Origin of the sequence: Microbacterium sp. zg-B185, assembly GCF_030246885.1 — a bacterium.
GTDB lineage: Bacteria > Actinomycetota > Actinomycetes > Actinomycetales > Microbacteriaceae > Microbacterium.
In genome coordinates, this window is the sequence record NZ_CP126739.1 from 3403785 (window position 1) to 3428996 (window position 25212).

General features: G+C 70.9%; 27 protein-coding genes. 17 read left to right on the forward strand and 10 right to left on the reverse strand.

From position 1 onward, the window contains the following. Positions 1 to 58 precede the first annotated feature (58 nt). Entirely contained in the window at positions 59 to 1378 is a 1320-nt protein-coding gene (locus QNO12_RS16150; RefSeq protein ID WP_257501112.1) for an MATE family efflux transporter, read from the forward strand. 424 nt (positions 1379 to 1802) lie between these two features. On the opposite strand, the gene QNO12_RS16155 is transcribed toward QNO12_RS16150, so the two are convergent. Then, complete coding sequence (locus QNO12_RS16155; protein WP_374761007.1) at positions 1803 to 2477, reverse strand: TrmH family RNA methyltransferase; 675 nt, start codon at positions 2475 to 2477, stop codon at positions 1803 to 1805. Between the two features lie 126 nt (positions 2478 to 2603). On the opposite strand from QNO12_RS16155, the gene QNO12_RS16160 reads away from it, so the two are divergent. Beyond that, positions 2604 to 3953 carry an Nramp family divalent metal transporter gene (locus tag QNO12_RS16160; protein ID WP_374761006.1) on the forward strand — a complete coding sequence of 450 codons (1350 nt, stop codon included), beginning with the start codon at positions 2604 to 2606 and terminating at the stop codon, positions 3951 to 3953. 68 nt (positions 3954 to 4021) lie between these two features. Continuing rightward, positions 4022 to 4657, forward strand: coding sequence for a metal-dependent transcriptional regulator (locus QNO12_RS16165; protein WP_257501111.1), 636 nt, complete (start codon positions 4022 to 4024; stop codon positions 4655 to 4657). Between the two features lie 12 nt (positions 4658 to 4669). Here the strand turns inward: QNO12_RS16165 and QNO12_RS16170 are convergent, their stop codons facing one another. Continuing rightward, positions 4670 to 5638 carry an SDR family NAD(P)-dependent oxidoreductase gene (locus tag QNO12_RS16170; RefSeq protein WP_257501110.1) on the reverse strand — a complete coding sequence of 323 codons (969 nt, stop codon included), beginning with the start codon at positions 5636 to 5638 and terminating at the stop codon, positions 4670 to 4672. Between the two features lie 95 nt (positions 5639 to 5733). On the opposite strand from QNO12_RS16170, the gene QNO12_RS16175 reads away from it, so the two are divergent. Together QNO12_RS16175 and QNO12_RS16180 are read left to right on the forward strand one after the other, a co-directional pair. After that, positions 5734 to 6549: an HAD-IIA family hydrolase gene (locus tag QNO12_RS16175; protein ID WP_257501109.1), complete on the forward strand. Its 816-nt coding sequence runs from the start codon at positions 5734 to 5736 to the stop codon at positions 6547 to 6549. 31 nt (positions 6550 to 6580) lie between these two features. Further along, positions 6581 to 7153 carry a YdeI/OmpD-associated family protein gene (locus QNO12_RS16180; protein WP_257501108.1) on the forward strand — a complete coding sequence of 191 codons (573 nt, stop codon included), beginning with the start codon at positions 6581 to 6583 and terminating at the stop codon, positions 7151 to 7153. 163 nt (positions 7154 to 7316) lie between these two features. Here the strand turns inward: QNO12_RS16180 and pyrE are convergent, their stop codons facing one another. Then, positions 7317 to 7895: an orotate phosphoribosyltransferase gene (gene pyrE / locus QNO12_RS16185; protein ID WP_257501107.1), complete on the reverse strand. Its 579-nt coding sequence runs from the start codon at positions 7893 to 7895 to the stop codon at positions 7317 to 7319. Between the two features lie 107 nt (positions 7896 to 8002). Between pyrE and QNO12_RS16190 the strand changes: the two genes are divergently transcribed. Together QNO12_RS16190 and QNO12_RS16195 are read left to right on the forward strand one after the other, a co-directional pair. Further along, the gene (locus QNO12_RS16190) at positions 8003 to 8848 is read left to right on the forward strand and encodes an exodeoxyribonuclease III (protein ID WP_257501106.1); all 846 of its coding nucleotides are present in this window, start codon (positions 8003 to 8005) and stop codon (positions 8846 to 8848) included. A 129-nt stretch (positions 8849 to 8977) separates the two neighbouring features. Continuing rightward, complete coding sequence (locus QNO12_RS16195) at positions 8978 to 9346, forward strand: hypothetical protein (protein WP_257501105.1); 369 nt, start codon at positions 8978 to 8980, stop codon at positions 9344 to 9346. A 36-nt stretch (positions 9347 to 9382) separates the two neighbouring features. On the opposite strand, the gene QNO12_RS16200 is transcribed toward QNO12_RS16195, so the two are convergent. Genes QNO12_RS16200 through QNO12_RS16210 form a run of 3 tightly spaced genes read right to left on the reverse strand, consistent with a single transcriptional unit; the run spans position 9383 to position 11200 of the window. Beyond that, a complete protein-coding gene (locus QNO12_RS16200; protein ID WP_257501104.1) occupies positions 9383 to 10027 on the reverse strand; it encodes a dihydrofolate reductase family protein in 645 nt (214 codons plus the stop codon). Positions 10028 to 10060: 33 nt separating this feature from the next. Next, positions 10061 to 10762 carry a winged helix-turn-helix transcriptional regulator gene (locus QNO12_RS16205; RefSeq protein ID WP_257501103.1) on the reverse strand — a complete coding sequence of 234 codons (702 nt, stop codon included), beginning with the start codon at positions 10760 to 10762 and terminating at the stop codon, positions 10061 to 10063. After that, positions 10763 to 11200, reverse strand: coding sequence for a VOC family protein (locus QNO12_RS16210; protein ID WP_257501102.1), 438 nt, complete (start codon positions 11198 to 11200; stop codon positions 10763 to 10765). It abuts the gene before it with no gap. 148 nt (positions 11201 to 11348) lie between these two features. On the opposite strand from QNO12_RS16210, the gene QNO12_RS16215 reads away from it, so the two are divergent. Continuing rightward, positions 11349 to 12617 carry a sensor histidine kinase gene (locus QNO12_RS16215; protein ID WP_257501101.1) on the forward strand — a complete coding sequence of 423 codons (1269 nt, stop codon included), beginning with the start codon at positions 11349 to 11351 and terminating at the stop codon, positions 12615 to 12617. 77 nt (positions 12618 to 12694) lie between these two features. Continuing rightward, a complete protein-coding gene (locus QNO12_RS16220; RefSeq protein WP_374761009.1) occupies positions 12695 to 13360 on the forward strand; it encodes a response regulator in 666 nt (221 codons plus the stop codon). Positions 13361 to 13524: 164 nt separating this feature from the next. Here the strand turns inward: QNO12_RS16220 and QNO12_RS16225 are convergent, their stop codons facing one another. Next, positions 13525 to 14100: an NADPH-dependent FMN reductase gene (locus tag QNO12_RS16225; RefSeq protein ID WP_257501099.1), complete on the reverse strand. Its 576-nt coding sequence runs from the start codon at positions 14098 to 14100 to the stop codon at positions 13525 to 13527. A gap of 250 nt (positions 14101 to 14350) precedes the next feature. Here QNO12_RS16225 and QNO12_RS16230 point away from each other — a divergent pair, with 250 nt between their 5' ends. The 3 genes from QNO12_RS16230 (at position 14351) to QNO12_RS16240 (ending at position 17091) form a co-directional block, all read left to right on the forward strand. After that, positions 14351 to 15235, forward strand: coding sequence for an ABC transporter ATP-binding protein (locus tag QNO12_RS16230; protein WP_257501098.1), 885 nt, complete (start codon positions 14351 to 14353; stop codon positions 15233 to 15235). 2 nt (positions 15236 to 15237) lie between these two features. Next, positions 15238 to 16356 (forward strand): ABC transporter permease, encoded by a 1119-nt coding sequence (locus tag QNO12_RS16235; RefSeq protein WP_257501145.1) that lies wholly within the window; start codon positions 15238 to 15240, stop codon positions 16354 to 16356. Positions 16357 to 16506: 150 nt separating this feature from the next. After that, a complete protein-coding gene (locus QNO12_RS16240) occupies positions 16507 to 17091 on the forward strand; it encodes a nitroreductase family protein (RefSeq protein ID WP_257501097.1) in 585 nt (194 codons plus the stop codon). Between the two features lie 48 nt (positions 17092 to 17139). On the opposite strand, the gene rraA is transcribed toward QNO12_RS16240, so the two are convergent. Continuing rightward, entirely contained in the window at positions 17140 to 17619 is a 480-nt protein-coding gene (rraA, locus tag QNO12_RS16245; RefSeq protein WP_257501096.1) for a ribonuclease E activity regulator RraA, read from the reverse strand. 81 nt (positions 17620 to 17700) lie between these two features. Between rraA and QNO12_RS16250 the strand changes: the two genes are divergently transcribed. Then, entirely contained in the window at positions 17701 to 18864 is a 1164-nt protein-coding gene (locus QNO12_RS16250) for an acyl-CoA dehydrogenase family protein (RefSeq protein WP_257501095.1), read from the forward strand. Between the two features lie 25 nt (positions 18865 to 18889). Here QNO12_RS16250 and QNO12_RS16255 read toward each other — a convergent pair whose 3' ends face one another. Continuing rightward, positions 18890 to 19417: a helix-turn-helix domain-containing protein gene (locus QNO12_RS16255; RefSeq protein ID WP_257501094.1), complete on the reverse strand. Its 528-nt coding sequence runs from the start codon at positions 19415 to 19417 to the stop codon at positions 18890 to 18892. Positions 19418 to 19474: 57 nt separating this feature from the next. On the opposite strand from QNO12_RS16255, the gene QNO12_RS16260 reads away from it, so the two are divergent. From QNO12_RS16260 to QNO12_RS16275, 4 genes are all read left to right on the forward strand, one after another. Next, complete coding sequence (locus QNO12_RS16260) at positions 19475 to 20881, forward strand: MFS transporter (protein ID WP_257501093.1); 1407 nt, start codon at positions 19475 to 19477, stop codon at positions 20879 to 20881. Positions 20882 to 21106: 225 nt separating this feature from the next. After that, positions 21107 to 22240: a type III polyketide synthase gene (locus QNO12_RS16265; RefSeq protein ID WP_257501092.1), complete on the forward strand. Its 1134-nt coding sequence runs from the start codon at positions 21107 to 21109 to the stop codon at positions 22238 to 22240. Beyond that, positions 22237 to 22938, forward strand: a complete 702-nt coding sequence (locus QNO12_RS16270; protein ID WP_257501091.1) for a methyltransferase domain-containing protein — start codon at positions 22237 to 22239, stop codon at positions 22936 to 22938. Before QNO12_RS16265 ends, QNO12_RS16270 begins: the two co-directional genes overlap by 4 nt. Continuing rightward, entirely contained in the window at positions 22931 to 24082 is a 1152-nt protein-coding gene (locus QNO12_RS16275) for an FAD-dependent oxidoreductase (RefSeq protein WP_257501090.1), read from the forward strand. The genes QNO12_RS16270 and QNO12_RS16275 overlap by 8 nt, the downstream gene beginning before the upstream one ends. 136 nt (positions 24083 to 24218) lie before the next feature. Here the strand turns inward: QNO12_RS16275 and QNO12_RS16280 are convergent, their stop codons facing one another. Continuing rightward, positions 24219 to 25079, reverse strand: a complete 861-nt coding sequence (locus QNO12_RS16280; RefSeq protein WP_257501089.1) for a UbiA family prenyltransferase — start codon at positions 25077 to 25079, stop codon at positions 24219 to 24221. Positions 25080 to 25212: the final 133 nt, after the last annotated feature.

The window sequence follows — 25212 nt, forward strand, 5'->3', positions numbered from 1 at the left end:
AGGCGGCCATCCTGGGCGCACGGACCGGCCGGGGACGGGCTCGGCCTAAGCTTCTGGGGTGCCCCGCGACACGCTGAACCGCGACATCCTGCGGCTCGCCGTCCCCGCGCTCGGATCGCTCGTGGCCGAGCCGCTGTTCCTGATCGTGGACTCCGCGCTGGTCGGCCACCTGGGCGTCATCCCCCTCGCCGGCCTCGGCATCGCCTCGGCGGTCCTGCAGACGATCGTGGGGCTGATGGTGTTCCTCGCGTACGCCACCACCCCCGCCGTCGCCCGCCGCTTCGGCGCGGGCGATCCCCGACGGGCGGTGTCCGTCGGCATCGACGGCCTGTGGCTCGCGCTCGGCCTGGGCGCGGTCCTCGCGCTGGTCGGGTACCTCACCACGCCGCTGCTGGTGGGCATGTTCGCGGCCGGCCCCGAGGTCGCCCGCGACGCCGAGACGTACCTCGGCATCTCGATGTGGGGGCTGCCGGCGATGCTGATCGTGTTCGCGGCGACCGGGCTGCTGCGCGGCATGCAGGACACCGTGACACCGCTGTGGATCGCCGGGCTCGGCTTCACGGCCAACGCGCTGCTGAACTGGCTGTTCATCTACGGCTTCGGCTGGGGCATCGGAGGATCCGCGTTCGGCACCGTCGTGGCGCAGTGGGGGATGGTCGCGGCGTACGCGTTCGTGATCGGACGGCTCGCCCGCACCCATGAGGCATCGCTGCGACCCCACCGCGAGGGGGTGCGCGGCTCGGCACGCTCGGGCGGTTGGCTGTTCCTGCGCACGCTGTCGCTGCGCCTGGCGCTGCTGGCGACGGTGGCGGTTGCCACCTCCGTCGGAACCGAGGAGCTGGCCGGGTGGCAGGTCGCGTTCACCATCTTCTCGACGGCCGCGTTCGCCCTGGATGCTTTGGCGATCGCCGCCCAGGCGCTGGTGGGCAAGGGCCTGGGCGCGGGCGACACCGTCGAGGTCCAGCGCACGCTCGGCCGGACCGTGGCGTGGGGCGCGTGGTTCGGGGTGGTGGTGGGTGCGGTGATCGGGGCGCTGTCGGGTGTCATCGGCCTGCTCTTCACCGGCGACCCCGCGCTTGCCGCGCTGATCCAGCCTGCGCTGCTCGTGCTCGCTGTCGCGCAGCCGGTGTGCGGCGTGGTGTTCGTGCTGGACGGTGTGCTGATCGGGGCGGGCGACGCGAAGTACCTCGCGATCGTGGGGGTGCTCAATCTCATCCCGTTCGTGCCGGTGCTCGTCGTCATCGCCGTCCTCGGCGCCGGCGATGCGGCCGGTCTCGCGTGGCTGTCGGTGTCGTTCTTCGGCGTCTACATGCTCGCCCGCCTGGTCACCCTGGGCTGGCGCGTGCGCAGCGCGGCGTGGATGAACACACGCGCCTGAGCCGCGGCATCCCCTCCGCCCCCCGCCCGCCTGCCCGCACCCGCCACCCGCCTGCCCGCACCCCTCCGCTCGCCTGTCACAACACGCCGACGCGCGCCGCAGAACGCGACAGGCGAGCAGCTCATCGCCCTCAGCTTCGCCCCCGCACCCTCCGCTCGGCCCGACCGCGCTCTGCTCGCCTGTCACAACACGCCGAAGCCGGCGACAGAACGCGACAGGCGAGCAGCTCATCGCCCTCCGCGCAGCGGTGCCGCCGTCGGCTCCGTCCCGGCACCCTCCGCTCGGCCACCGCCCTCGGCCCCGCCCACCGCGCTCCGCTCGCCTGTCACAACACGCCGACGCGGGCGGCAGAACGCGACAGGCGAGCACCGGCACAGGCGAGCAGCGGCGCAGGCGAGCAGCGGGGCGGCCGCGCGGCGGAAGGTCAGCTCCCGGGGACGGCCCAGCGCCGGCACCACTCGTACATGACGACGGCGGCGGCAGCCGAGGCGTTGATCGAACGCGTCGAGCCGTACTGCGTGATCTCGACGGTTCCGGATGCCGCGGCCAGCGCCTCCGGAGACAGGCCCGGCCCCTCCTGGCCGAACAGGAGCACGCATCGCTGCGGAAGCTCGGCGCGATCCACCGGCACCGCCCCCGGCAGGTTGTCGACCGCGATGACCGGAATGGACGCGGCATCCGCCCAGGCGGCGAACGCCGCGACGTCCTCGTGGTGGCGGACGTGCTGGTAGCGGTCGGTGACCATCGCACCGCGGCGGTTCCACCGGCGCTTGCCGACGATGTGCACCTCGGCGGCGAGGAACGCGTTGGCACTGCGCACGATCGAGCCGATGTTCATGTCGTGCTGCCAGTTCTCGATCGCGACATGGAATGGATGCCGTCGCCCGTCCAGGTCGGCCACGATCGCGTCCATGCGCCAATAGCGGTACTCGTCGACGACGTTGCGGGAGTCGCCGTGTGCGAGCAGCTCAGGATCCAGGCGGGGATCGGCGGGCCAGGCATCCGGTCCCCCCGGCCAGGGCCCCACGCCGTGCGGCAGCGCCGGCTCGACCGGCCCCGGGGCGGTGATAGGCGTCTGGGGGAGGGTCGGGTCCGTCACCGGCCCAGGCTACCGGGCGCGCCCGAGCATCGTTAGGCGTCGCCGCCCGGTGCGGGGCTCGCACTCCCGAGACGGGCGGCCGGCGCGAGCATTTCGGCGTCCCGAAATGTCCGCTACAGTTTCGGTGTGCCGAAAGCTTCTGCCCTCGACCTGGCCCGCCCGCCCGGACGTGCCCCCCGCTCCACCGCCCGCCTCGCATGGCTGATCGGTCCCGCGCTGGTCGCGGGCGTGGCGTACTTGGACCCGGGCAACGTCGCGAGCAACATGACCGCCGGCGCCCGCTACGGCTACCTGCTGGTGTGGGTGGTGGTGCTGGGCAACGTGATGGCCTGGCTCATCCAATACCTCTCCGCGAAGCTCGGCATCGTGACGGGCCGGAGCCTGCCCGAGACGCTCGGAGATCGGATCCGAAACCCGTGGGCACGGCGCGCGTACTGGCTGCAGGCCGAGCTCGTGGCGATGGCCACCGACATCGCTGAGGTGATCGGCGGCGCGGTCGCGTTGAACCTGCTCTTCGGCATCCCGCTGCTGTGGGGCGGGGTGATCACCGGCACGGTCTCGCTCGTCCTGCTCATGCTGCAGACCCGGCGCGGGCCGCGCACGTTCGAGTTCGTGGTCATCGGGCTGGTCGCGATCATCGCCATCGGCTTCACCTTCGGGGTGTTCATCGCTCCGCCGGACGCGGCGGGGATCGTCGGCGGGCTCGTCCCCCGCTTCGAGGACACCGGCTCCGTGCTGCTGGCGGCATCCATCCTGGGCGCCACGATCATGCCGCACGCCATCTACGCCCACAGCGCCCTGGCCCGGGACCGGTTCGCCCCGATCGGTGCCGGACGCGCCGAGGCGTTCGCGTCCGGCACCGAGACCGCCGCCGACCGCAATGCGCGCGCGAACGGCGAACTCGAACAGAAGCGCGGCATCTCGACGGCGCGACTTCTGCGGGCGACGCGGTGGGATGTCAGCATCGCGATGCTCATCGCCGGGACGGTCAACCTCTGCATCCTGCTGCTGGCCGCCGCGAACCTCGCCGGCGTAGACGGCACCGACACGCTCGAGGGGGCGTACGCCGCCCTGCGCGATGGAGTCGGACCCCTGGTCGCGACGCTGTTCGCGGTCGGACTGCTGGCGAGCGGACTGGCCTCTACGAGCGTCGGCGCGTACGCGGGCGCGGAGATCATGCAGGGACTCCTCCGTGTGCGGATCCCGCTGATCGCACGTCGCCTGGTCACGCTGCTGCCCGCGCTCGCCATCCTGGCCGCGGGCATCGATCCCACGCTCGCGCTGGTGCTCAGCCAGGTCGCGCTGTCCTTCGGAATCCCGTTCGCCCTGATCCCCCTCGTCGTCCTGACCGCCCAGCGGCGCACCCTTGGCCGGTTCCGCAACCGCGGGCTGACCACGGCGGCCGGGGTTGCGGCATCCGTCTTCCTGATCGGGCTGAACGCGCTGCTGCTGTGGCTGGTGCTCTCGGGCGCCTGAGCGCCGGCCGGCTGCGGCATCCGAGCGCTGATCGTGGCGCCGCGATCACCGGCGAGTAGCCTGGGCGCGTGCCTTCCCCCGCCGTCGACGACTATCTGAAGACGATCTACCACCACACCGAGTGGCAGGACGATCGGATCACGCCGTCGCAACTGGCCGCCGAGCTGGGACTGGCCCCCTCCAGCGTCACGGAGATGGTCCAGAAGCTCGCCGCGCAGGGTCTGGTGACGCACCGGCCGTACGGGCCGATCTCGCTGAGTCCGGAGGGGATGCGCCGCGCGGCGGCGACCATCCGCCGCCACCGGCTCGTGGAGACCTGGCTCGTGCGCGAGTTCGGGTACACCTGGGATGAGGTCCATGACGAGGCCGAGGTGCTCGAGCACGCGCTCAGCGACCGGCTCCTCGAGGGCATCGACGAACGCCTCGGCCGCCCGCGCTTCGACCCGCACGGCGACGCGATCCCGGATGCCGCCGGCCACGTGCGACGCGAACCGTTCGTCCTGCTCGCCGACGCCGCGCCCGGACACTCCGGCCGGGTGCTGCGGGTCAGCGACCGGGATCCCGACCTGCTGCGAGCCGTCGAGGCGGCCGGAGTCGCCGTCGGGGCAGAGGTGACGGTGCGGGATACCGCGACCCTCCGAATCGACGGCACCGATGTGGCGCTGCCCGAGGCGGCGGCCGGCGCGATCTGGCTCAGCCTCTGACCGGCAGTCGGGTCAGCGGCGCGCGACTCCCGCGGCCGCGGCCCTCGCGAACGGCCAGCGCACCGCCGTCGCCTCCTCGCAGAAGGTCCACATGCGCCCGGCGATCGCCGTGTCGCGGGTGATCTTGGACGCGGTGGCGCGGTGCGGCTCACCGCGCGTCACGAAGCGCGGTCCCCAGAACTCGCCGCCCTGGATGGCGGGATCGACCAGCGCGCGCACCAGCGTCCACGCCCCACGCTCCTTGGACTGCGTGATGACGAACTGCAGGTTGTCCGCGAAACGGCCGAGCCGCGTGGGCTCGTTCACGCCACGGATGCCGGGGGTGCGGCCGCTGGTGGAGTAGCCGGGATGCGCGACCACGCTGGTGACGGGGACCCCCGCCTCGCGCAGTCGACGGTCGGCTTCCAGCCCGAGCGCCGCGGTGGTCACCTTGGACTGCACGTAGGCACGCCACCCGGTGTAATCCTCCATCAGCTGCGGGTCGACCGGGTCGTATCTCCACAGCGACGTGGACATGCTGCCGAGCCACACCATCCGTCCGGATGCCGCGGCCAGCGAGGTCAGCAGCTCGCCGGCGAGCGCGAAATGCCCCAGGACGTTGGTCGCGAACACCAGCTCGTGCCCGTCTCCGGTGGTCTGGCGCGTCTTCGGCGGATGCACGACTCCGGCGTTGAGCAGGAGTCCGTCCAGCGGCCCGCGGGCGGCGACGGTCGCGGCGGCCGCGCGCACCGAACCCAGGTTGCTGGTGTCCAGGAGCAGCGTCTGCACGCGCTCAGCCGTGTCGGGCAACCTGCGCCGCAGCGCAGCGCGTGCCGCCATCAGCCGATTGGGGCTCCGGCCGGTCATCAGCACGCCCGCCCCGGCACGGGCGAGCTGCTCGCTCGCGAAATAGCCGAGCCCGCGGTTGGATCCGGTGACGAGGTAGGTGCGACCGGTCAGGTCGGGGAGCTGTCCGGGGTCCCACGCCTGTTCTCGCGCCACGAGGATGAGCCTACGACTGTTGCCGCCCGCACGCCGCCCGCGGAGGCCGGGCGGCGTGCGGCGGGCGCGTCGCACGCGACGGATAGGCTGTGCGCATGCGGACCCGCGCCGACATCGAATGCTGGCTGACTGACATGGACGGCGTTCTCGTCCACGAGAGCACCCCCGTCCCCGGCGCCTCCGAACTGCTGCAGCAGTGGCGCGACCAGGGCACGCCTTTCCTGGTTCTGACGAACAACTCGATCTTCACGCCGCGGGATCTGAGCGCTCGACTGCGCGCGTCGGGCCTGCTGGTGCCCGAAGACTCGATCTGGACCTCGGCGCTGGCGACCGCCGACTTCCTGAAGGGCCAGGCGCCCGGCGCCAGCGCCTTCGTGATCGGCGAGGCGGGGCTGACCACTGCCCTGCACGAGGCGGGTTACATCATCACCGAGACCTACCCCGACTACGTTGTGGTCGGCGAGACGCGCAACTACTCCTTCGAGGCCATCACCAAGGCGATCCGCTTCATCGCCGACGGCGCGCGTTTCATCGCCACCAACCCGGACCCGACCGGTCCGTCCGTCAACGGCATCGTCCCGGCGACCGGCGCGATCAGCGCCCTCATCACCAAGGCCACCGGCATGGAGCCGTATGTCGTGGGCAAGCCCAACCCCATGATGTTCCGGTCGGCGCTGAACCGCATCGGCGCGCACTCCGAGAACACCGGGATGATCGGCGACCGGATGGACACCGACATCGTCGCGGGCATCGAGGCCGGCCTGCACACCGTGCTGGTGCTGACCGGCATCAGCGACGCGGCCGAGATCGAGCGGTACCCGTTCCGTCCGGACGAGGTGGTGGACTCCGTCGCAGATCTCGTGTCGGCCGAGCCGATCGAGACCGACCTGCCCGAATCGGACGTGCTGTGAGCCGGCCTGCGTCGGGGACGGGCGGGCGCTGATGGGCGCCCTCGACGACGGCGAGCGGGTCTTCGCTCCGGATGCCGCGACCTGGCGCGCCTGGCTCCAGCAGAACCACGCGACCTCCACGGGCGCCTGGCTGGTGCGCGCTCGGCCCGGCTCGGACGTGGAGGTCGTCGCCTACGAAGACGCGATCCTGCACGCGCTGTGCTTCGGGTGGATCGACGGCCCGGTGCGCAGCTTCGACGAGCGCACGGGCGGGCTCTGGTTCGCCCCGAGAAGGCCCTCGAGCGGGTGGGCGGCCACAAACAAGGCGCGCGTGATCCTGCTCGAGGAAAGCGGTCTGATGGCCGACCCCGGTCGACGGGCGATCGAGCGCGCCAAGGAGAACGGCGCCTGGAGCGTACTGGACAACGCCGAATCGCTGCGGGAGCCCGATGACCTGGCTGCCGCGCTGGACGCCGCTCCGGCGGCGCGCGCCGCCTGGGACGCGTTCCCGCCGTCCGCACGGAAGATCGGTATCGCCGCTGTGGACTCCGCCCGCCGGCCGGAGACGCGGGCGGCGCGGATCGCGAAAGTCGTCACGGACGCCGCCGCAGGCAGGCGACCGTGAACGAGCTGGACGCCGCCGCAGGCAGGCGACCGTGAACGAGCTGGAGCAGACGCTGCTGTTCGCCGCGACCGCGATCGTCCTGGTCGGAACGCTGATCGCCTTCGTGTGGCAGTACTTCCGCGGCAACCGCAAGGACTGAGCGGGCGGCGTCGCGACAGCGCACCTACTGCGGGGTCAGGCCCAGGTCGTCGAGGTCGATGGCGGCGAGCCAGGTCAGGCCCTCGGCTTCGACGGCCGCCTGTGCTCCGGTCCTGCGGTCGACGATGACGGCGACCGCCACGGGCTCCGCGCCCTCGCGACGCAGCGCCTCGACCGCTTTCAGCGCCGATTGGCCGGTGGTGGAGGTGTCCTCGACCACGACGACGCGCCTGCCGACGACGTCCGCGCCCTCGACCTGACGTCCGCGACCGTGGTCCTTGGGCTCCTTGCGCACGACGAACGCATCCAGCGGCCGGTCGGTGTGCGCCGACTCGTGCATCACCGCGTTCGCGATCGGGTCGGCGCCCAGGGTCAGGCCGCCCACGGCGACGATGCCGTCGATGTCCCGGATCAGATCCAGCATGATCCGGCCGATCGCCGGTGCGGCGCGGTGATCGAGCGTCAGCTTGCGCATGTCGACGTAGTAGGTGGCCTTCTTGCCGCTGGACAGCGTGAAGTCCCCGTGGAACACGGCCTCGTCCTTGATCAGCGCGATGAGCGCCTGACGGTCGGCTTCGAGTTCGGGCGTGCTGGCGGCGGTCATGGTCTCGAGTTTACGGACGCGGTGCGGTGCCCCGCACCGCGGCGGGCGCGCTGTCGCGAGCTCGGCCGCATGCCCCGCCGTCGGCGGGTCGCCGTAGTCTTGTCCGCATGCGGCTTGCCACGTGGAACGTCAACTCCGTCCGTGCCCGGGTGGACCGGATCGTCGACTTCGCGGTCCGTGAATCGGTCGATGTCCTGGCGATGCAGGAGATCAAGTGCAAGGCCGAGCAGTTCCCGTTCGAGCAGTTCGAAGACGCCGGCTACCACGTCGAAGCGCACGGGTTCTCGCAGTGGAACGGCGTCGCGATCGCCAGCCGCGAGCAGCTCACCGACGTGGAGCATGCCTTTCCCGGCATGCCGGGTTTTGAGAAGGACCATATCGGCCCGGACGCTCCGCAAGAGGCGCGGGCGATCGGGGCCACGGTCGGCGGCATCCGAGTGTGGAGCCTCTACGTGCCCAACGGCCGGTCGCTCGGCGACCCGCACTACTTCTACAAGCTGGAGTGGCTCAGCGCGCTGCAGCAGTACGCGACGGACGCTCTGTCGGCCACGCCCGACCTCGCGCTCGCCCTGGTCGGCGATTTCAACATCGCCCCCACGGATGCCGACAACGGCGATCCGGCCGTCGTGCCGGGGTTCTCGACCCACGTGTCCCCGCCGGAGCGCGAGGCCTTCGCCGCGCTCGAGTCGGCCGGGCTGACCGACGTGGTCCGCCCGCTGGTGCCGGCCGGATTCACCTACTGGGATTACAAGCAGCTGCGCTTTCCCCGCAACGAGGGCATGCGCATCGACTTCATCCTCGGCTCGCATGCGTTCGCCGGGGCCGTGACCGGCGCCAGGATCCACCGCGACGAGCGCAAGGGCAAGGCCCCCAGCGATCACGTACCCGTGGTCGTCGACCTGGATCTGACATCCCCGGACGACGATGACGACCGCCCGATGATCTTCGGCTGAGCATCAGCCCACCTGTCACTATCCCCGAGCACGCGGTATCCGCTACTGTGTGGCGAACCCGAAGCACACCCGAAGCGACCGCGAACCGACGCCCGTCGAGGACCCGAAGCTCGACAGGAAGGCGCCGCCATGGCTGGAACCCGTCCAGGAGGGGTCACCCTCGTCGCTGTGCTGGCCTGGATCTCCGGTGCCGTGAACATCATCGCCGGCATCCTGCTGCTGATCGCCGCCTTGATGGCTCCGCAGGCGCTCTGGTTCGGCCTGGTCCAGCTCGTCCTGGGGATCGTCACGATCGTGGTGAGCATCGGGCTGCTGCGCGGAGCCAACGGCGCGCGCATCGTGCTCACCGTGGTGTTCGTGCTGAACCTGATCTCCGCGGTGTTCGTGATCTTCTCGCAACAGGCGCAGATCTGGTCCGGGATCGTCTCCGGCATCGTGGTGCTGATCGGTCTGGTCCTGCTCTGGACGCGACGGGCGAACGAGTTCTTCCAGCCCTGATCCAGTGGCGAGGAGCCGCTTCGCTCGCGCCGTCGATCACGCGCCGCCGGCCATATCGCCCGTGGCCGGTTCTCCCGGTGCCGGGCCGTACCGCAGCAGCAGCGTCCCCGTGGGGGAGGTGACCGCCGGCTCGAGCAGTCGGAGGTTATGCGGCGCGGCTCCGTCGGGGAACACCTTCTTGCCCTGGCCGAGGACGATCGGATAGACCCACAGCTTCAGTTCGTCGAAGAGCTGCTCGGCCAGCAGCGTCTGGACCAGATCGATGCTGCCGATCACGTGGATGTGGCGGTGACGCCGGCGCAGCTCGCGCGTCTCGGTCGCCAGATCCCCGCGCAGCAGCGCGGATCCGGCCCACCCCAGGTCGGGCGTGTGGCGCGAGGCGACGTATTTGGGGACCGAGTTGAACAGCCGCGCGATGCTCGCGTCGGCCCCGGAGTCCTGGTACGGCCAGTAGTCGGCCCAGATGTCGTACGTGCGCCGCCCGAGCAGCAGCGCGTCCAGATCCGCCATCCCCTCCATGATCTGCCGGCCGACCAGCTCGTCGAACAGCGGCGCCTGCCATCCGCCGAAGCGGAACCCGCCGTCGCGGTCCTCGTCGGGTCCCCCCGGTGCCTGCCCGACTCCGTCGAGCGTGGTGAACAGGTCGATGTGGATGCGGCCGAGGCCGTCTGCGTCAGTCATTTCCCCTCCTGGGGTGGATGCCGGAGCCGGCGCTCATGCGGCGACAGCACTGCCGGCGGGGTCGATGTGGAAGGTGGCCGCGAAGCGCGGCAGCAGCGTCGCGTCGCCGGAGATGACGGCGAGCTGGTCCTGGTCGATGGCGTCGGCGGGGGTCAGTTCGCCGGAGATGACCCGGCGGATGCCCGGCCCCGCCGCGAACACGAGCTGCGGCTCGCCCTCGGGGAGGCGGCCGCCGACGGGCGGTGACGGCGGAGCGAGCTGGCTGATCCGCAGCCGCTCGCCGTCGACCCGCACGCGCAGCGCGACGTCGCCGACGTGGACTTCGTAGTCCGCGGGCGGCATGGCGGCCGCGGCATCCGGCTGGAAGGCGGTGCGCAGCGCCATGGTGAGCGAATCCGCGGTCACCACGTCGCCGGGCTCCGGCTCCCCCATCTGCTGGAATCCCCAGCGGCCGAGCGCGAGCACGATGGGCTCGAGCTGGCGCCCGTAATCGGTCAGCTCGTACACGAGCCCGCAGTTCATCAGCGGAACGCGACGCACGACCCCGCCCTCCTGCAACTCCTTGAGCCGCGTGGAGAGGATGTTGGTGGGGATCCGGGGCAGGCCCTGCTTCAGGTCGGTGTAGCGGCGAGGGCCGACGAGCAGGTCGCGGACGATGAGCATCGCCCACCGCTCGCCGACCAGCTCGATCGCCGTCGTGACTCCGCAGTACTGTCCGTAGCTGCGCGAGCCCACTTACGCCTGCGCCTGCTCCGCCATGTAGACATCCGGGCCCTGCTCGGCGGCCTTCGGGTCCATGTAGAGGAACTCGACCCCGTTGCCGTCCGGGTCCTCGAGGTCCCGGCTGTACATGAATCCGTAGTCCTTGGCCTCGTTCGGCTCGGTGCCGCCGGCGGCCAGGCCCGCCTCGAGGATCCGGTCGACATCCTCGCGCGACTCGCGGCTCAAGGCTATGAGTGTCTGCGCGTGGGTTCTCGGGTCCACCACCTGCTTGTCAGTGAAGGTGGCGAAGTACTCCCGCGTGAGCACCATGAAAAAGACGTTCTCGTCCCAGACGATGCACGCGGCGTTGTCGTCGGTGAAGAGCGGATTGATGTCCGCGCCCAATGCCGTATAGAACGCCTTCGCGCGCTCCAGATCGGAGGTCGGGATGTTGACGAAGATCTGCGTCATTGCTTTCTCCTTGCCGGTGGTGGTTGCGGCTCCCGCCGCGTTGATGACGCCATGGTTGCAAAAAGCAAGCGTGCTTGTCAATAGCAAGTTCGTGTCGTCCGCCCTGCGGGGGATGCCGGTCCCGCGGCTCCCCCGTACCGTGGATGGCATGCCCGCGCTCCCCGTTCCCTCCGAGGTGACGACCCGCCCCCGCCCGACGTCCGCGGACCTCCGCGCCGACGGCTGGCTCGCGGCCGGACTGCTCCTGGGGGCGATCCTGAGCGCCGCCCTCGGGTCGGTGGCCGGAGTCTACGGAGAGGACACGTCGCACCTGAGCTGGGCACTGCTGTACACCGTCGCGCTGACCGGTCCGCTCGCGGTTCGCCGGCGGTTTCCGGAGATCGCCGCGGTCATCGTCGCGGTGGCGTTCTTCGTCGGCGTCTCGCTGAAGGTCCCCGAGCTGTACGTCGGCAACATCGCCCTGTTCATCGCCGTGTACACCGTCGGCGCCTGGGTCGACGACCGCCGCCGCGCGAACCTCGTGCGCATCCTCATCATCGTCGGCATGTTCGGGTGGCTTCTGGTCACCACGTTCCAGTCGGCGACGGCACCGATCGACGATGGCCTCTCGCGCGTAGGGGTGTTCTCGCCGTTCGTGGCGTTCATGCTCATCCAGTTCCTGGTGAACGCCGCGTTCTTCGGAGGCGCCTACTACATGGGCGATCGGGCATATGCCTCGGCGATCGAGCGCACCGTTCTGCAGCAGCGCACCGCCGAACTCGAACACGAGCGCGAGCGCACCGCCGCCCAGGCGGTGGCGCTGGATCGGGTGCGGATCGCGCGCGAGCTGCACGACGTCGTCGCGCACCACGTCTCGGCCATGGGGGTGCAGGCCGGTGCGGCGCGGGCGGTGCTGGAACGCGATCCCGACGCCGCCCGCCGGGCGCTGCGGGGTATCGAATCCTCGGCCCGGTCGGCCCTGACCGAGCTGCGCCAGCTGCTGGAGACCCTGCGCACGTCGCCGGGCGCGGATCCGGCCGAGTCCACCGTCAGCCTCGCAGCGCTTCCGCGCCTCATCGACCACGCCCGCGAGAACGGCCTGCCCACCAGCTTCACCGTCGTCGGCGACCCGGTGGAGATTCCCGAGCTCGCGCAGGTGAACATGTACCGCATCGCGCAGGAGGCCTTGACCAACGCCCGTCGGCACGGCGGCCCCGGTGCCGCGGCCGATGTCCGGCTGCGTTACGACGACTCCGACGTCGAGCTGGAGGTGGCCAACTCCGGCCGCGGCTCATCGTTCGCCCGGCCCGGCCTGGGCATCGTCGGGATGCGCGAGCGGGCGGCGGCCTCCGGAGGACGGATCGAGATCGGCCCGCGCGAGCGCGGGGGCTTCCTCGTGCGTGCGCGGATCCCGATCTCCGCCGGGGTGCGCGCGTGAGGGCGCAGCGGGTGAACGCCGCAGATGGCGCAGCGGCTGCGCCCATCCGGGTGCTGCTCGTCGACGATCACGCCGTGATGCGGCTGGGCTTTCGCATGATCCTCGAGGCCGAACAGGACATCGTCGTGGCGGGCGAGGCATCCACCGGCGTGGAGGCGGTCGCCGCGGCATCCGTTCTGCGCCCCGACGTCATCTGCATGGACGTGCAGATGCCCGACATGGACGGGCTGGAGGCGACGCGCCGCATCGTGAGGGACTCCGGCCTGGAGGCAGCCGTCGTGATCGTGACGACGTTCGACCGGGACGAGTATCTGTTCCAGGCGCTGGCGGCGGGAGCCAGCGGGTTCCTGCTCAAGAACGCCGGCCCGGAAGAACTGGTCTCCGCCGTCCGGGTGGCCGCCGCCGGTGACGCACTGCTGGCCCCCGAGGTGACCAGACGCGTCATCGAGCGCTTCGCGACGCTCGAGGATCCGCCCGCGAGCGGGCGGGCCGGCCCTGTGCCGGCGGACGGTTCGCCGGCGGACGGTTGTGTTCCGGTCACCGCCGCCGCGCCCGCATTCACCGAGCGGGAGCGGGAGGTGCTGCACCTGCTCGCCCAGGCGCTGAGCAACGCCGAGATCGCCCGGCGCCTGTTCATCGGGGAGGCGACGGTCAAGACGCACGTCTCGAACGTGCTGCAGAAGCTCGGCGCGCGGGACCGCGTGGCGGCCGTCGTCTACGCGCACCGGCACGGCTTGGCCTAGGGGGCGACTCCCCTCGCCCGCGCTCACTGAGCGGGGGGCGGCGGGGCGGCGCATAACTCCGGCAGACCCGCGGAGCCCGGTGGGCTCGGCCGCGGGTGGCCAAGGGCGCCGTGCGACCTGACCCGCAGAGCGCAGGAGTTATGCGCCGTCCGCTACGACGCCGACTACGCGGCGGCCGGAACGCGCTCGCTCGTGTAGCGCTCGACGAGAGCGGTGAACGCGTCGAGGTACGCCACGAGGAACGCCGCGGTCGCGTCATCGGTGACCTCGCCGGTCTCGGAGAACAGACCGGGCGTGGTCTGCACGTACCCCTCAGGCTGGCCCAGGGTCGGGGCGTTCATGTGGCTGAGGATCGCCTTGAGGTGCTGCTGAGCGGCAGCGGTCGCAATGCCGCCGCCGGAGGTGCCGATCACCGCGGTGGGCTTGCCGTTGAACGAGGCCTGCCCGTAGGGGCGCACCGACCAGTCCAGCGCGTTCTTGAGCACGCCGGGGATCGAGCGGCTGTACTCAGGGGTCACGATGATGACGCCGTCGACGTCGGCGATGGCCTGCTTGAAGTCCAGCGCCACCTGCGGAAAGTCCGCGTCCATGTCGGGCGAGTAGAAGGGAAGGTCGGCGATGGGGATCTCGACCAGGGTGGTGCCCTCGGGGGCGAGACGCTCCAGGGACTTCGCCAGGCGGCGGTTGATCGAGGTGCTCGAGATGCTTCCGACGATGTAGCCGATGGTGCGCTCGCTCATGGGTTTCCTTCCAGGCAAAGGCGACCCCCGGTGCGGGGGCCACCGTGGACGTTCCTTCCGGTGCAAGGAAGGCGCGGGCAGATGTATTCCTGCATCGTTTTGACCCGATGCGGAGGCCTCCCCCTGCCGGTGGACCGGCGTGTGCGGAAACCCGCCCTCGGGGGGATGCCGCGCGGCGACGGTCTGCGTAGCGTGATTGTCGATGCGCGTGCGCTGCGTATGGACAGCCGAGTGGAAAGACGGGAACAGGATGCTGGAGCTCAGAGGGATCACGAAGAGTTATGGCGGGAGGCGGGTGCTGGACGACGTGTCGTTCGACGTGCGACCGGGCCGGCTCACCGGGTTCGTCGGCGGCAACGGCGCCGGCAAGACCACCACGATGCGCATCGTGCTGGGCGTGCTCGCCGGCGACGGCGGCACGGTCACACTCGATGGCACCGAGGTCACTGCGGCCTCCCGGCGTCGATTCGGGTACATGCCCGAGGAACGCGGCCTGTATCCCAAGATGAAGGTGCTCGAGCAGATCGTCTACCTGGCGCGGCTGCACGGCTACTCGAAGGCGGACGCCACCGAGCGGGCGCGCGTCCTCCTGGAACAGCTCGGCCTCGGCGAGCGCCTGGGCGACAACGTGGAGACGCTCTCGTTGGGTAACCAGCAGCGTGCGCAGATCGCCGCCGCGCTCGTGCACGAACCGCAGGTGCTGATCCTGGACGAACCGTTCTCGGGTCTGGATCCCCTGGCGGTGGATGTCGTGGCCGGCGTCCTCCAGGAACGCGCCGCAGGCGGCGCCGCCGTCCTGTTCTCCTCGCACCAGCTGGATGTCGTCGAGCGGCTCTGCGACGAGCTCGTCATCATCGCCGGAGGCAGGATCCGCGCCGCCGGAACCCGCGACGCCCTGCGCGCCGAGCACTCCCGACGCCGGTACGAGCTGGTCTCGGCCAGCGACGCGGGTTGGCTGCGCGACGAGCCCGGCGTGGAGGTCCTCGAGTTCGACGGCGGCTACGCCGTGTTCGAGACCGAGAGCGAGCAGACCACCCAGCGCGTGCTGCGCCGCGCCGTCGCGCAGGGCGATGTCGCGAGCTTCGCGCCACAGCATCCGACCCTCGCCCAGATCTTCAAGGAGGTCATCCAGTGACCGTGCACACCGACCCGTCGCCGCGCACCGTCGGCACCCCGGGGCCGCCGAGCACCGCGCAGAGCATCGCGCTGGTCGCCGAGCGTGAGATCGCCTCGAAGCTGCGCAGCAAGGCGTTCGTCATCTCGACCGTGATCCTGTTCCTCGGGGCGCTTGCCCTGGTGGTCTGGGGCGGGTTCTCCGCCGGCACCTCGTCCGGCACTCCGGTCGCCGTCACCAGCGACGCCGCGTCGTACGTGCAGGACGTCCCCGGCCTCGAGGTCACCGATGCGGCGGACCGTGCCGAGGCCGAGGCGCTGGTCACGAGCGGAGACGTGGACGCCGCCATCGTCGGCGATCCCTCGTCGCCCGTCGGCGTCGCGGTCATCGCCGAGACGTCGGCGCCCACCCAGCTGCTGCTGAGCCTGGCCCAGGTGCCCCCGGTCGAGCTGCTGAACCCGTCGGACACCAACCCTGCGCTGCGCTACCTCGTCGCCCTCGGCTTCGGGATCGTCTTCCTCTTGGCCGCGTCGCTGTTCGGCGGGACGATCGCGCAGAGCGTCGTGGAGGAGAAGCAGACGCGGGTGGTCGAGTTGCTCATCTCGGCCATCCCGACGCGGGCGCTGCTGGCCGGCAAGGTCGTGGGCAACACCATCCTGGCCATGGGCCAGATCCTGGTGCTGGCCGCGGTGGCCGTGATCGGACTGACCGTGACCGGACAGGGTGAGATCCTGCAGGGCCTCGGCGCGCCGATCGCGTGGTTCGCGGTCTTCTTCTTCTTCGGCTTCATCCTGCTGGCGGCGCTGTTCGCCGCAGCGGCGGCGATGGTCTCGCGACAGGAGGACATCGGCTCGACCACGACGCCGCTGACGATGCTGATCATGGCGCCGTACTTCCTGGTCATCTTCTTCAACGACAACCCGCTGGTGCTGACGGTCATGTCGTACGTGCCTTTCTCCGCCCCGGTCGGGATGCCGATGCGCCTATACCTGGGCGAGGCGCAGTGGTGGGAACCGATCCTGTCGCTGCTCATCCTGATCGCGACGTGCATCGCCGCGATCCTGATCGGCGCGCGGATCTACCAGAACTCGCTGCTGCGGATGGGGGGGCGCGTGAAGCTGCGGGAGGCACTGCGCGGCTGACCGACGACGACGATGGATGCCTCGGCCGGAGCGGCCGGGGCATCCCGTCGTTCCCGCACGCGGCGGCGGGAATTTATTCGGACGAATAAGGTTGACTCTGAGGGCCAATGGCGACCCGCCCCCCGAAGAACCGCTACATGTGAGGTCGCCATGACTGCCACCCTGTCCCGCTCTGCCGACACCGACGCTCCCGTTCTCGACGTGCTCAGCGCGCGTTGGAGCCCCCGCGCGTTCGCGGTGGACGCTCCCATCGATGAGTCCAAGCTCGCGAGCGCCCTCGAAGCGGCGCGGTGGGCTCCGTCGGCGAACAACAGTCAGCCCTGGCGGTTCATCGTCGCCCGCCGCGGCAGCTCGGCCCACGACGCGATCCATGACAGTCTGCTCGGCTTCAATCAGGCATGGGCGGACAAGGCCGCGGTGCTCATCGTCGCCGTGGCGGAGACCGCGGACACCTCCGGAAAGGCGACGCCCTTCGCCGCGTACGATCTCGGGCAGGCTGTCGCGCACCTGAGCGTGCAGGCCCACCATGACGGGCTCCACGTGCACCAGATGGGCGGCTTCGACGTCGACGCGCTGCGCGCGCGGTTCGACCTCGGCGAGAACCTCCGCCCCGTCACCGTCATCGCCCTCGGCGTACTCGGCGACGCCGCCGACCTGCCGGAGGCGCTTCAGGAACGCGAGTCGGCGCCCCGTGTGCGTCGCGCGCTGTCCGACAGCATCCTCCTCGACGCCTGAGGCCCGCCACCGCGGCCTGAGGGCCGCGCCCGGCTGAGGGCCGGCGCCTCAGCTCTCCTCGGGCCGCTCCACCAGCACGCCGTCCGCATCGGCCCATACGTGCCGGCCCGGCGTGAAGGCCACCCCGGCGATGACGATCGGCACATCCACCTCGCCCGTCCCGTCCTTCGCGCTCTTACGCGGATTGCTCCCGAGCGCCTTCACGCCGATGGGCAGAGTGCGGATCGCCGCACGATCGCGAACGGCCCCGAAGACGATGATCCCGGCCCAGCCCTGATCGACAGCGGATGCCGCGATCACATCCCCGACGAGGGCGGACTCGAGCGAGCCGCCGCCGTCGATCACCAGCACCGCGCCGTTGCCCGGTCCGGCCAGGACCGCCTTGACCAGCGCATTGTCGCGATGGCACCGCACCGTGCGGATCGGACCGTCGAATGCGGTGCGTCCGCCCAGGTCGTGCAGCTGGAGTGCCAGCGAGTTCAGCGCGTCCCCGCGCTGGTCGTACAGGTCCGCAGTCGCGATCGTCATGACGACACGCTAGCCAGTCAGCGCTCGCCGGCGCTCAGATCGTTGTTGTTATAAATCATTGATTTTCACTACAATCTTCTCATGACCAGTGTCGCTCTTCCCCGTACGATCTTCGGCGATTACCACGACGAGTTCCGCGACGTGGTACGCCGCTTCGTGGAGCGCGAGGTCACCCCGCACCTCGCCGCCTGGGGCGAGGCCGGACGCGTCGACCGCGACCTCTTCCGCAAGGCAGCCGAGACCGGTCTGCTCGGGATCACCGCGCCCGAGGAGTACGGCGGCGGCGGCATGGACGATTTCCGGTTCAATGCGATCGTGATCGAGGAGTTCGCTCGCGCCGGCGCGAGCGACGTGTCGATGTCGATCAGCGGTGAGAACGACCTCGTCGCGCCGTACTTCACCAACTTCGGCACCGCGGATCAGAACGAGCGCTGGCTCGCCCCGATGCTCGCCGGGCGGAAGGTCGGCGCGATCGCCATGACAGAGCCGGGCACCGGCTCGGATCTGGCCGCCATCACGACCACCGCCGTCCCGGAGGGCGACGTGCTCGTGCTCAACGGCGCCAAGACCTTCATCTCCAACGGCCTGCTTGCGGACTTCTTCATCGTGGCCGTCCGCACCGATCCTGCCGCAGGCCGCAAGGGGATCAGCATGCTGATCGTGGATGCGGATGCTGCGGGATTCACCCGCTCCGGACCGTTGAAGAAGATCGGCCTGCCCGCGCAGGACACCGCTGAGCTGTTCTTCCAGAACGTCCGCGTTCCGCGGACCAACGTGCTCGGCGGCGAGGGCGAGGGCTTCACCAACATGCGCCGCAACCTCGCGATCGAGCGTCTCAGCATCGCCATCACGTCGATGGCGCGGATGCGGGCGACCTTCGAGCAAGCGCTCGCCTACGCCGGCGAACGCCGCGCCTTCGGCGAGCGCATCGCGGATTTCCAGGCCAACCGCTTCTACCTGGCCGAACTGGCGACCGAGATCGAGGTGACGCAGACCTTCATCGATCGGTGCATCCTCGATGCGTCCGGGCACGAGCTGGATGAGATCACCGCCGCGATGGCCAAGTGGTGGACGACCGAGCTGCACCAGCGCGTGATCCAGCGGGCGCTGCAGCTGCACGGCGGATACGGCTTCATGCGGGAATACGCCGTCGCTCGGGACTACATGGATTCCCGCGTCGCCACGATCTTCGGCGGCACGACCGAGATCATGAAGGAGATCATCGGGCGCCGCCTGACCCGCTGACGGACGCGCCGACGCGGTCCCGGCTTCAGCGCGCGGACGGCGGGTTGAGGTCGGGATGCAGCGCGGTGAACAGGGAGTAGGGCTGACCGTCGGGATCCGGACCGCGCTCCTTGAACTCGTTGATCACCTCGTACAGGCGCTGCGCCAGCTCCTCGCGGTGCTCGTCGTTGATCTTCAGCCCGAGCCACGTCGTGTCCACGTCGTCCGGCGGCAGTCCCGCGATCTGCTGCAGGAACGTCTCGACCATGACAAGCGACCCGCCCGGCATCGAGGTCCGCCACGACAGTCCGGTCGCCCGGTACGGCACCTCGCGCGCCCCCTGGGTGCCGGCGCGGTCGGGTTCGGCTGCCAGGAACCCGGTCTGCACGAGCGTTCGCACGTGATGCAGCATCGTCCCGGGGTTGACCCCGAGCAGCTCGGCGAGCTCCTTGTTCGTGCGCGACTCGAAGGCGCACAGCCGCAGGATCCGCAGTCGCGTCGCGGAGCCGAGGGCGCGGATGCGCGCCTGCGCGGCCGGGTCGCCCTCGTCCAGCACGATCCGCTCCTGGCTCATGGCTCCAGCCTAGCCGGGCGATTGACATTCCTCAATCAGTGACGGACACTGATTGGCATGTCCCAATCCGAGTCGGATGGCACGGACCGCGACGTGATCGCCGAGGCCCGTGCCGAATCCGAGCGACCGGGCGGGTTCGCCGGCCCGGTCACCGCGGAGACGGACGGCGACGGGCTCGGGTCTGCATCCGCCGTCCGCACCGGGCGCCCCCGGGCTCCCCGGAGCCTGTGGCGGGACCGCAACTTCCTCACCCTGTGGAGCGGACAGGCGTTCAGCCAGTTCGGATCGCAGATCCAGGAGCTCGCGATCCCCGTGCTGGCCGTGCTGATCCTGAACGCGACTGAGCTGCAGGTGGGCATGCTCACCGCCGCGGGCGTCGCCGCGTTCCTGGTCGTCGGACTCCCGGCGGGGGCGTGGATCGACCGGATGCGCAAGCGCCACGTCATGATCTGGGCGGACGCGGTCCGCGCGCTGGCGCTCGGGCTCATTCCGCTGCTGTGGTGGCTCGGCACCCTGCAGATGTGGCATCTGTATGCCGTCGCCCTGGTCGTGGGGATCGCGACGGTGTTCTTCGACGTGTCCTACCAGAGCATCATCCCCTCGCTGGTGCGCCCGAGCCAGATCGCCGAGGCCAACGGCAAGCTGCAATCCACGTACGAGCTGGCCAACATCGCCGGTCCGGGAATCGGCGGCTGGCTCATCGGCATCCTCACCGCGCCCTTCGCCATCCTCGCCACCGTCGGCACGTACGTCATCTCGTTCGTCGCCCTCCTGCTCACGCGAGACGACGAACAGGACCGCGCCCCCGAGGACCGTGCCCCGATCCTGCACGAGATCTGGGAAGGGCTGCGCTTCGTCTTCACCGAGAAGTTGCTCCGCCGAATTGTCGGGACGACCGGCGCCTCGAACTTCTTCAACACCATCTCGATGACGATGCTGCCGATCTTCCTGCTGCGCGAACTCGGGCTGAGCCCGATCTCGATGGGGGTCATCTTCTCGCTGGGCGCCGTCGGCGGTCTGGCCGGCGCCATCGCCACCCCGCACATCGTGCGGTGGGTCGGCGAGGCCCGGTCGATTCCGCTCAGCGCGATCGGATTCAGCGTCGTCGCGGTCTTCCTGCCGGTCGCGGCGATGGTGCCGTCCGTCGCCTTCCCCCTCCTGGTCGCGCAGGGATTCGTCGCCAGCTTCACGGTGCTCTGGTACAACATCACGCAGGTGACCTTCCGGCAGCGGATCACCCCGCCGCGCCTGCTCGGGCGGATGAACGCCTCGGTCCGCTTCGTCGTGTGGGGTGTGATGCCGCTGGCCGCGCTGCTCTCCGGTGCCCTCGGCGCGTGGCTCGGGGTGGTCGCGACGATGTGGATCGGCGCCCTCGGCCAGCTCTTCGCGGCGCTGTTCGTGCTGATCGGCCCGTTCTGGTCGCTCCGCGACCTGCCCGACGCCCACGCACCCGCGGCCCGCTGAGCGGTCGGCGCCCCTTCCTCCGTTCACTTGCCCTGTATGTACGCGAACCGGGGCGGTCGGCGTCCATACAGGGCAAGTGAACAGGATGGGTGGGGGGCCGCGGCACGGGACGCGACGAAGGCGCACAGAGGCGGCGCACAGAGCAGGGCGCACCGAGGCTGGCGCACAGGGATCGCGATCGTGCAATCCCTTCGCGTCAGCGATGTTCCCGGCATATCGTGAAGCATGACCGCACGCATCCTGTCGATCGGAACCGCGACGCCACCGACGACGATCACACAGGATCGCATCCGCGACTTCTTCGCCCAGCAGCCCGACTGCGACCGGCTGACGCAGCGTCTCATCCGCGCCACGTTCGACGCCGCCCAGATCGAGCGGCGGCACACGGTCCTCCGCGAACTGGGCGATCCCGGTCGCGACGGCATCTTCGTCGACGCCGCGGGCGCGCTGCGCTCCCCCGGCACCGCGCTGCGCAACGCGGAGTACATCCGGCTCGCACCCGAGCTGTCCCGCCGAGCGGCGCAGTCCGCGCTGGACGAGGCGGCGATGCCGGCATCCCGGATCACGCACGTCGTCACCGTCTCGTGCACCGGATGCTTCGCCCCCGGCCCCGACTTCCGGATCGTCCGCGATCTGGGACTGGCATCCTCGACGGAGCGCTACCACCTGGGGTTCATCGGGTGCGCGGCCGCATTCCCCGCGTTGCGCGCCGCTGAGCGGTTCTGCGCCGCGCAGCCGGATGCGGCGGTGCTGGTCGTGTGCACGGAGCTGTGCAGCCTGCACATCCGGCCGAGCACGTCGCCGGATCAGATCGTCTCGTCCTCCGTGTTCGCCGACGGATCGGCCGCGGCGGTCATCACGGCCGATGCGGCCGAGCGTCCCGGCCTGGACCTGGAGCGGTTCGGCACGACCCTGACCAGCGAGGGCGAGAAGGACATGGCCTGGACCATCGGCGACGACGGGTTCGAGATGGTCCTCACCGGCGAAGTCCCCCGGATCATCGGCCGGGAGATCCGGGCTGCGGTGGACGGCTTCCTGGACGGCGAGGTGCCCACTTCCTGGGCGGTCCACCCCGGTGGCCGCAGCATCCTGGATCGGGTTCAGGCCGGGCTGGAACTGGCCCCCGAAGCGCTGCAGGCATCGCGGGCCGTGCTGCGGGACTACGGCAACATGTCCAGCGCCACGGTGATGTTCATCCTGCGCGAACTGCTGCACGATGACACGGTCGGAGACGGCGCCCGGATCGCCGGCCTCGCCTTCGGACCTGGCCTCACCGTGGAATCGGCGCTCTTCACCAAGCGGACCGCGGCGGTCGTGCCCACTGCCGGCGCAGAACGACACCTGGCAGCGGCGGGATGAGCCTGGCCGAGCGCGACGTCGCCCTGCGCGAGCTGATGGACGATCCATCGTGCGACCCGGACCGCCTGCGCGCCACGCTGCGGCGTTTCGAGACGATCAACCAGCTGGTGTCGCGGTGGCGACCGGTCTACCGATCACGCATCCGCCCCTTCCTGGCGACCCGCGACGGGCCGGTGCGCGTCCTGGACCTCGGCTGCGGCGGAGGGGACGTGATCGCCCAGCTGTCGAGATGGGCGCAGAGCGACGGATTCGAGGTGGAGTGGGTCGGCGTCGACCCCGACCCGCGCGCGCTCGAAGTCGCGCTCAGCCGCCCCGCTCCGCCCCGGACCACCTTCCTGTGCGCCGATGGTGCCGACCTGCTCGCCACCGGCGAGCGCTTCGACCTCGTGCTGTCCAATCACGTCGTGCACCACCTCACCCCCGCCGAGCTCGGCGAGTTCGTCGAGCAGTCCCGCGACTTGTCCCGCGGCATCGTGCTGCACAGCGACATCGAGCGCGGGCGACTCGCTTACGCGCTGTATGCGATCGGGGTCACGCCCTTCGCCGCCGGGACCTTCCTGCGCACGGACGGCCTGCGCTCCATCCGCCGCAGCTACCTGCAGGACGAGCTCGCCGATGTCCTCGGAACGCCGTGGCAGGTCGAGAAGTCCGCCCGGTTCCGCCTGCTGGCGGTGGCACCGGGCTCAGCCGGTGGTTGAGGTCCTCGTCGTCGGCGCCGGACCGGTCGGCACCCTTCTCGCAGCCGAGCTCGTGCGCCGCGGCGTCGACGTGCGCCTCCTGGAGCGTCGGTCGAGGCCGGGCGGAGGCACGCGCGCGATCGGCGTGCACGCACCGGTCCTGGCCGCTCTCGAGGAGTCCGGAGCCACCGAGCGCCTGCTGGACGCCGCCCGCCGGGTGCCCCGCGGCGAGGCGCGCGCCGGGTCTCGGATCCTCGGCATCGTGCGCTTCGACCACCTGTCGGCCCGCTTCCCGTTCGTCGCGACCCTGCCGCAGGCCGAGACCGAGGCGGTGCTGGGCGGGCTCGCACCCGCCCCGGAGCGCGGTGCCGATGTGACAGTGATCCGGCCGCGACCGACCGGCGTGGACGTGACCATCGCACGACCGGGCCGGGCGGACGAAGAACTGCTCGCACCGCTGGTCGTGCTGGCCGGCGGCTGGTCGGCCCGGCACCTGGCGTTTCGCGCCGACCGGATTCCGACCACGACGTACCGGGACCGTTACCTGATGTCCGACATCCCCGTCGGCGACGGGGCGGATGCCGATATCGCCGTCGTGAATCTCGCACCGAGCGGGGTGCTGGAGTCCTTCCCGCTGCCGGGGTCGATGCGTCGCATGGTGGCGTGGGATACCGCGGCCGATCAAGCCGACGACTCCACGTCCGCTCGAGTGCAGCGACTGAAGGCGGCGCTGCGAGCCCGGGGTGAAGCATCCGTCGCCGATGCCGTCGTCACCGCGACCGCATTCGGGGTGCGGCGGGTGTGCGCGCCGCGGCTGCGCCACGGGCGGCTGCTGGTGATCGGGGACGCCGCGCACGAGGTCAGTCCGATCGGCGGGCAGGGCATGAATCTTGGGCTGCTCGATGCGGTCGGGCTGGCGCCGCTGCTGACGCGGTGGGTGCACGAGCGCGCGGCGCCCGAAGCGGGGCTGGCGGCATGGGAGCGCCGCCGCGTCCGCTCGGCCGTGCGGGCCGGACGACTGGCGGCCGTCAACACGGTGCTCGGTCGTCCGCGCGGCGCCGCCGCCGACCTGGCGCGTCGCACGTTCGTGCGCGGCATGCTGGCTCCGCCGCTCGGGCGCGGCTTCGCGTGGGCCTACGCGATGGGCTTGGACGCCGGCCCCTGAGCCGCCCGCGAGCCCGCGAGACTGCAGAGGAGCCACGAGACTGAGGCATTCCACCACTGTTTCGAGGCGCCTATGCGGTCTCGAGGCGCTCAGCGGGGGCTCAGCGAGCTGGAGGGGCTGCGGCCGCCGGCGCGGCTCAGGCGGCGAGCGCCCGACCCGTCGCCGCGAGCAGGACGCACAGCAGCAGCGACGCGAGCATGACGAGCTGGAACACGCGTCGCCCGGGGGGCCGCACCAGCGCGAGCACCAGACCGGCCGCGGCGATGGCGACCACGCCGACGAAGATGACGATGCTCAGCCACTCCGGTCCCGCCGGAGACGCGGGTCCGACCAGCACCGCCACCGCTCCCCCGACCAGCGCGAGCGCCGCGATCACCGCGGAGAGGCGACGACCGAGGCGATGCGGCAGGCCGCGAACACCGGTGCGGGCGTCGTCATCCAGATCGGGCAGGACGTTGGTCAGGTGGATCGCGATGCCCAGAGCGGCGCCGGCGATCCACGCCCACCCGGCGGCGGGCCGCGGCTCCGCGGCGGACAGCGTGACCAGCGAAGGCAGCAGCCCGAAGCTGACCATGAACGGCAGCACCGAGACCGGCGTGGACTTCAGCCCCGCGTTGTAGGACCACGCGGATGCCAGCGCCACCAGGTGCGCGAGCCCCATCGCCCAGCTCAGGGCGACGGACAGCCCCAGCGACAGCAGCACACAGACGGATACCGCCGCCCACGCGACGCGCAGCGACACGTCCCCGCTCGCGAGCGGCTTGTCGGTACGCGCGATGAGACGGTCCCGACGCGCGTCGATGGCGTCGTTGGAGAGCCCGACCGAGAGCTGCCCGAGCAGGATCGCCGCGGTCAGCACCGCGATCCGCCAGGGGTCCAGGCCTGCGGCGACTCCGAGGGTGAGCGCCACTGCGGTCACGACGAGGCTGGGGCCCGGGTGCGTCGAGCGCCAGAGTGCCGCGATCACCGACGGTCTCGGATCACCGGCGATTCGCATGCACCCGACCGTACCGCCGTCCGGGGCATCCCCGCGCAGGCCGGGCAGGCCGCTCCCCTGTCACGAACTGCGCGCCGGGCCGGCGTGTCGTGACAGGGGAATCGCCGGGCACGCCGCTCCCCTGTCACGAACT

Coding starts and splice junctions, on each gene's coding strand:
- QNO12_RS16175 (WP_257501109.1), top strand. CDS start 5,734: ATGCGGACCCGCGCCGACATCGAATGCTGGCTGACTGACATGGACGGC.
- QNO12_RS16180 (WP_257501108.1), top strand. CDS start 6,581: ATGGGCGCCCTCGACGACGGCGAGCGGGTCTTCGCTCCGGATGCCGCG.
- pyrE (WP_257501107.1), bottom strand. CDS start 7,895: ATGACCGCCGCCAGCACGCCCGAACTCGAAGCCGACCGTCAGGCGCTC.
- QNO12_RS16190 (WP_257501106.1), top strand. CDS start 8,003: ATGCGGCTTGCCACGTGGAACGTCAACTCCGTCCGTGCCCGGGTGGAC.
- QNO12_RS16195 (WP_257501105.1), top strand. CDS start 8,978: ATGGCTGGAACCCGTCCAGGAGGGGTCACCCTCGTCGCTGTGCTGGCC.
- QNO12_RS16200 (WP_257501104.1), bottom strand. CDS start 10,027: ATGACTGACGCAGACGGCCTCGGCCGCATCCACATCGACCTGTTCACC.
- QNO12_RS16210 (WP_257501102.1), bottom strand. CDS start 11,200: ATGACGCAGATCTTCGTCAACATCCCGACCTCCGATCTGGAGCGCGCG.
- QNO12_RS16215 (WP_257501101.1), top strand. CDS start 11,349: ATGCCCGCGCTCCCCGTTCCCTCCGAGGTGACGACCCGCCCCCGCCCG.
- QNO12_RS16220 (WP_374761009.1), top strand. CDS start 12,695: ATGCGGCTGGGCTTTCGCATGATCCTCGAGGCCGAACAGGACATCGTC.
- QNO12_RS16225 (WP_257501099.1), bottom strand. CDS start 14,100: ATGAGCGAGCGCACCATCGGCTACATCGTCGGAAGCATCTCGAGCACC.
- QNO12_RS16230 (WP_257501098.1), top strand. CDS start 14,351: ATGCTGGAGCTCAGAGGGATCACGAAGAGTTATGGCGGGAGGCGGGTG.
- QNO12_RS16240 (WP_257501097.1), top strand. CDS start 16,507: ATGACTGCCACCCTGTCCCGCTCTGCCGACACCGACGCTCCCGTTCTC.
- rraA (WP_257501096.1), bottom strand. CDS start 17,619: ATGACGATCGCGACTGCGGACCTGTACGACCAGCGCGGGGACGCGCTG.
- QNO12_RS16250 (WP_257501095.1), top strand. CDS start 17,701: ATGACCAGTGTCGCTCTTCCCCGTACGATCTTCGGCGATTACCACGAC.
- QNO12_RS16255 (WP_257501094.1), bottom strand. CDS start 19,417: ATGAGCCAGGAGCGGATCGTGCTGGACGAGGGCGACCCGGCCGCGCAG.
- QNO12_RS16260 (WP_257501093.1), top strand. CDS start 19,475: ATGTCCCAATCCGAGTCGGATGGCACGGACCGCGACGTGATCGCCGAG.
- QNO12_RS16265 (WP_257501092.1), top strand. CDS start 21,107: ATGACCGCACGCATCCTGTCGATCGGAACCGCGACGCCACCGACGACG.
- QNO12_RS16270 (WP_257501091.1), top strand. CDS start 22,237: ATGAGCCTGGCCGAGCGCGACGTCGCCCTGCGCGAGCTGATGGACGAT.
- QNO12_RS16280 (WP_257501089.1), bottom strand. CDS start 25,079: ATGCGAATCGCCGGTGATCCGAGACCGTCGGTGATCGCGGCACTCTGG.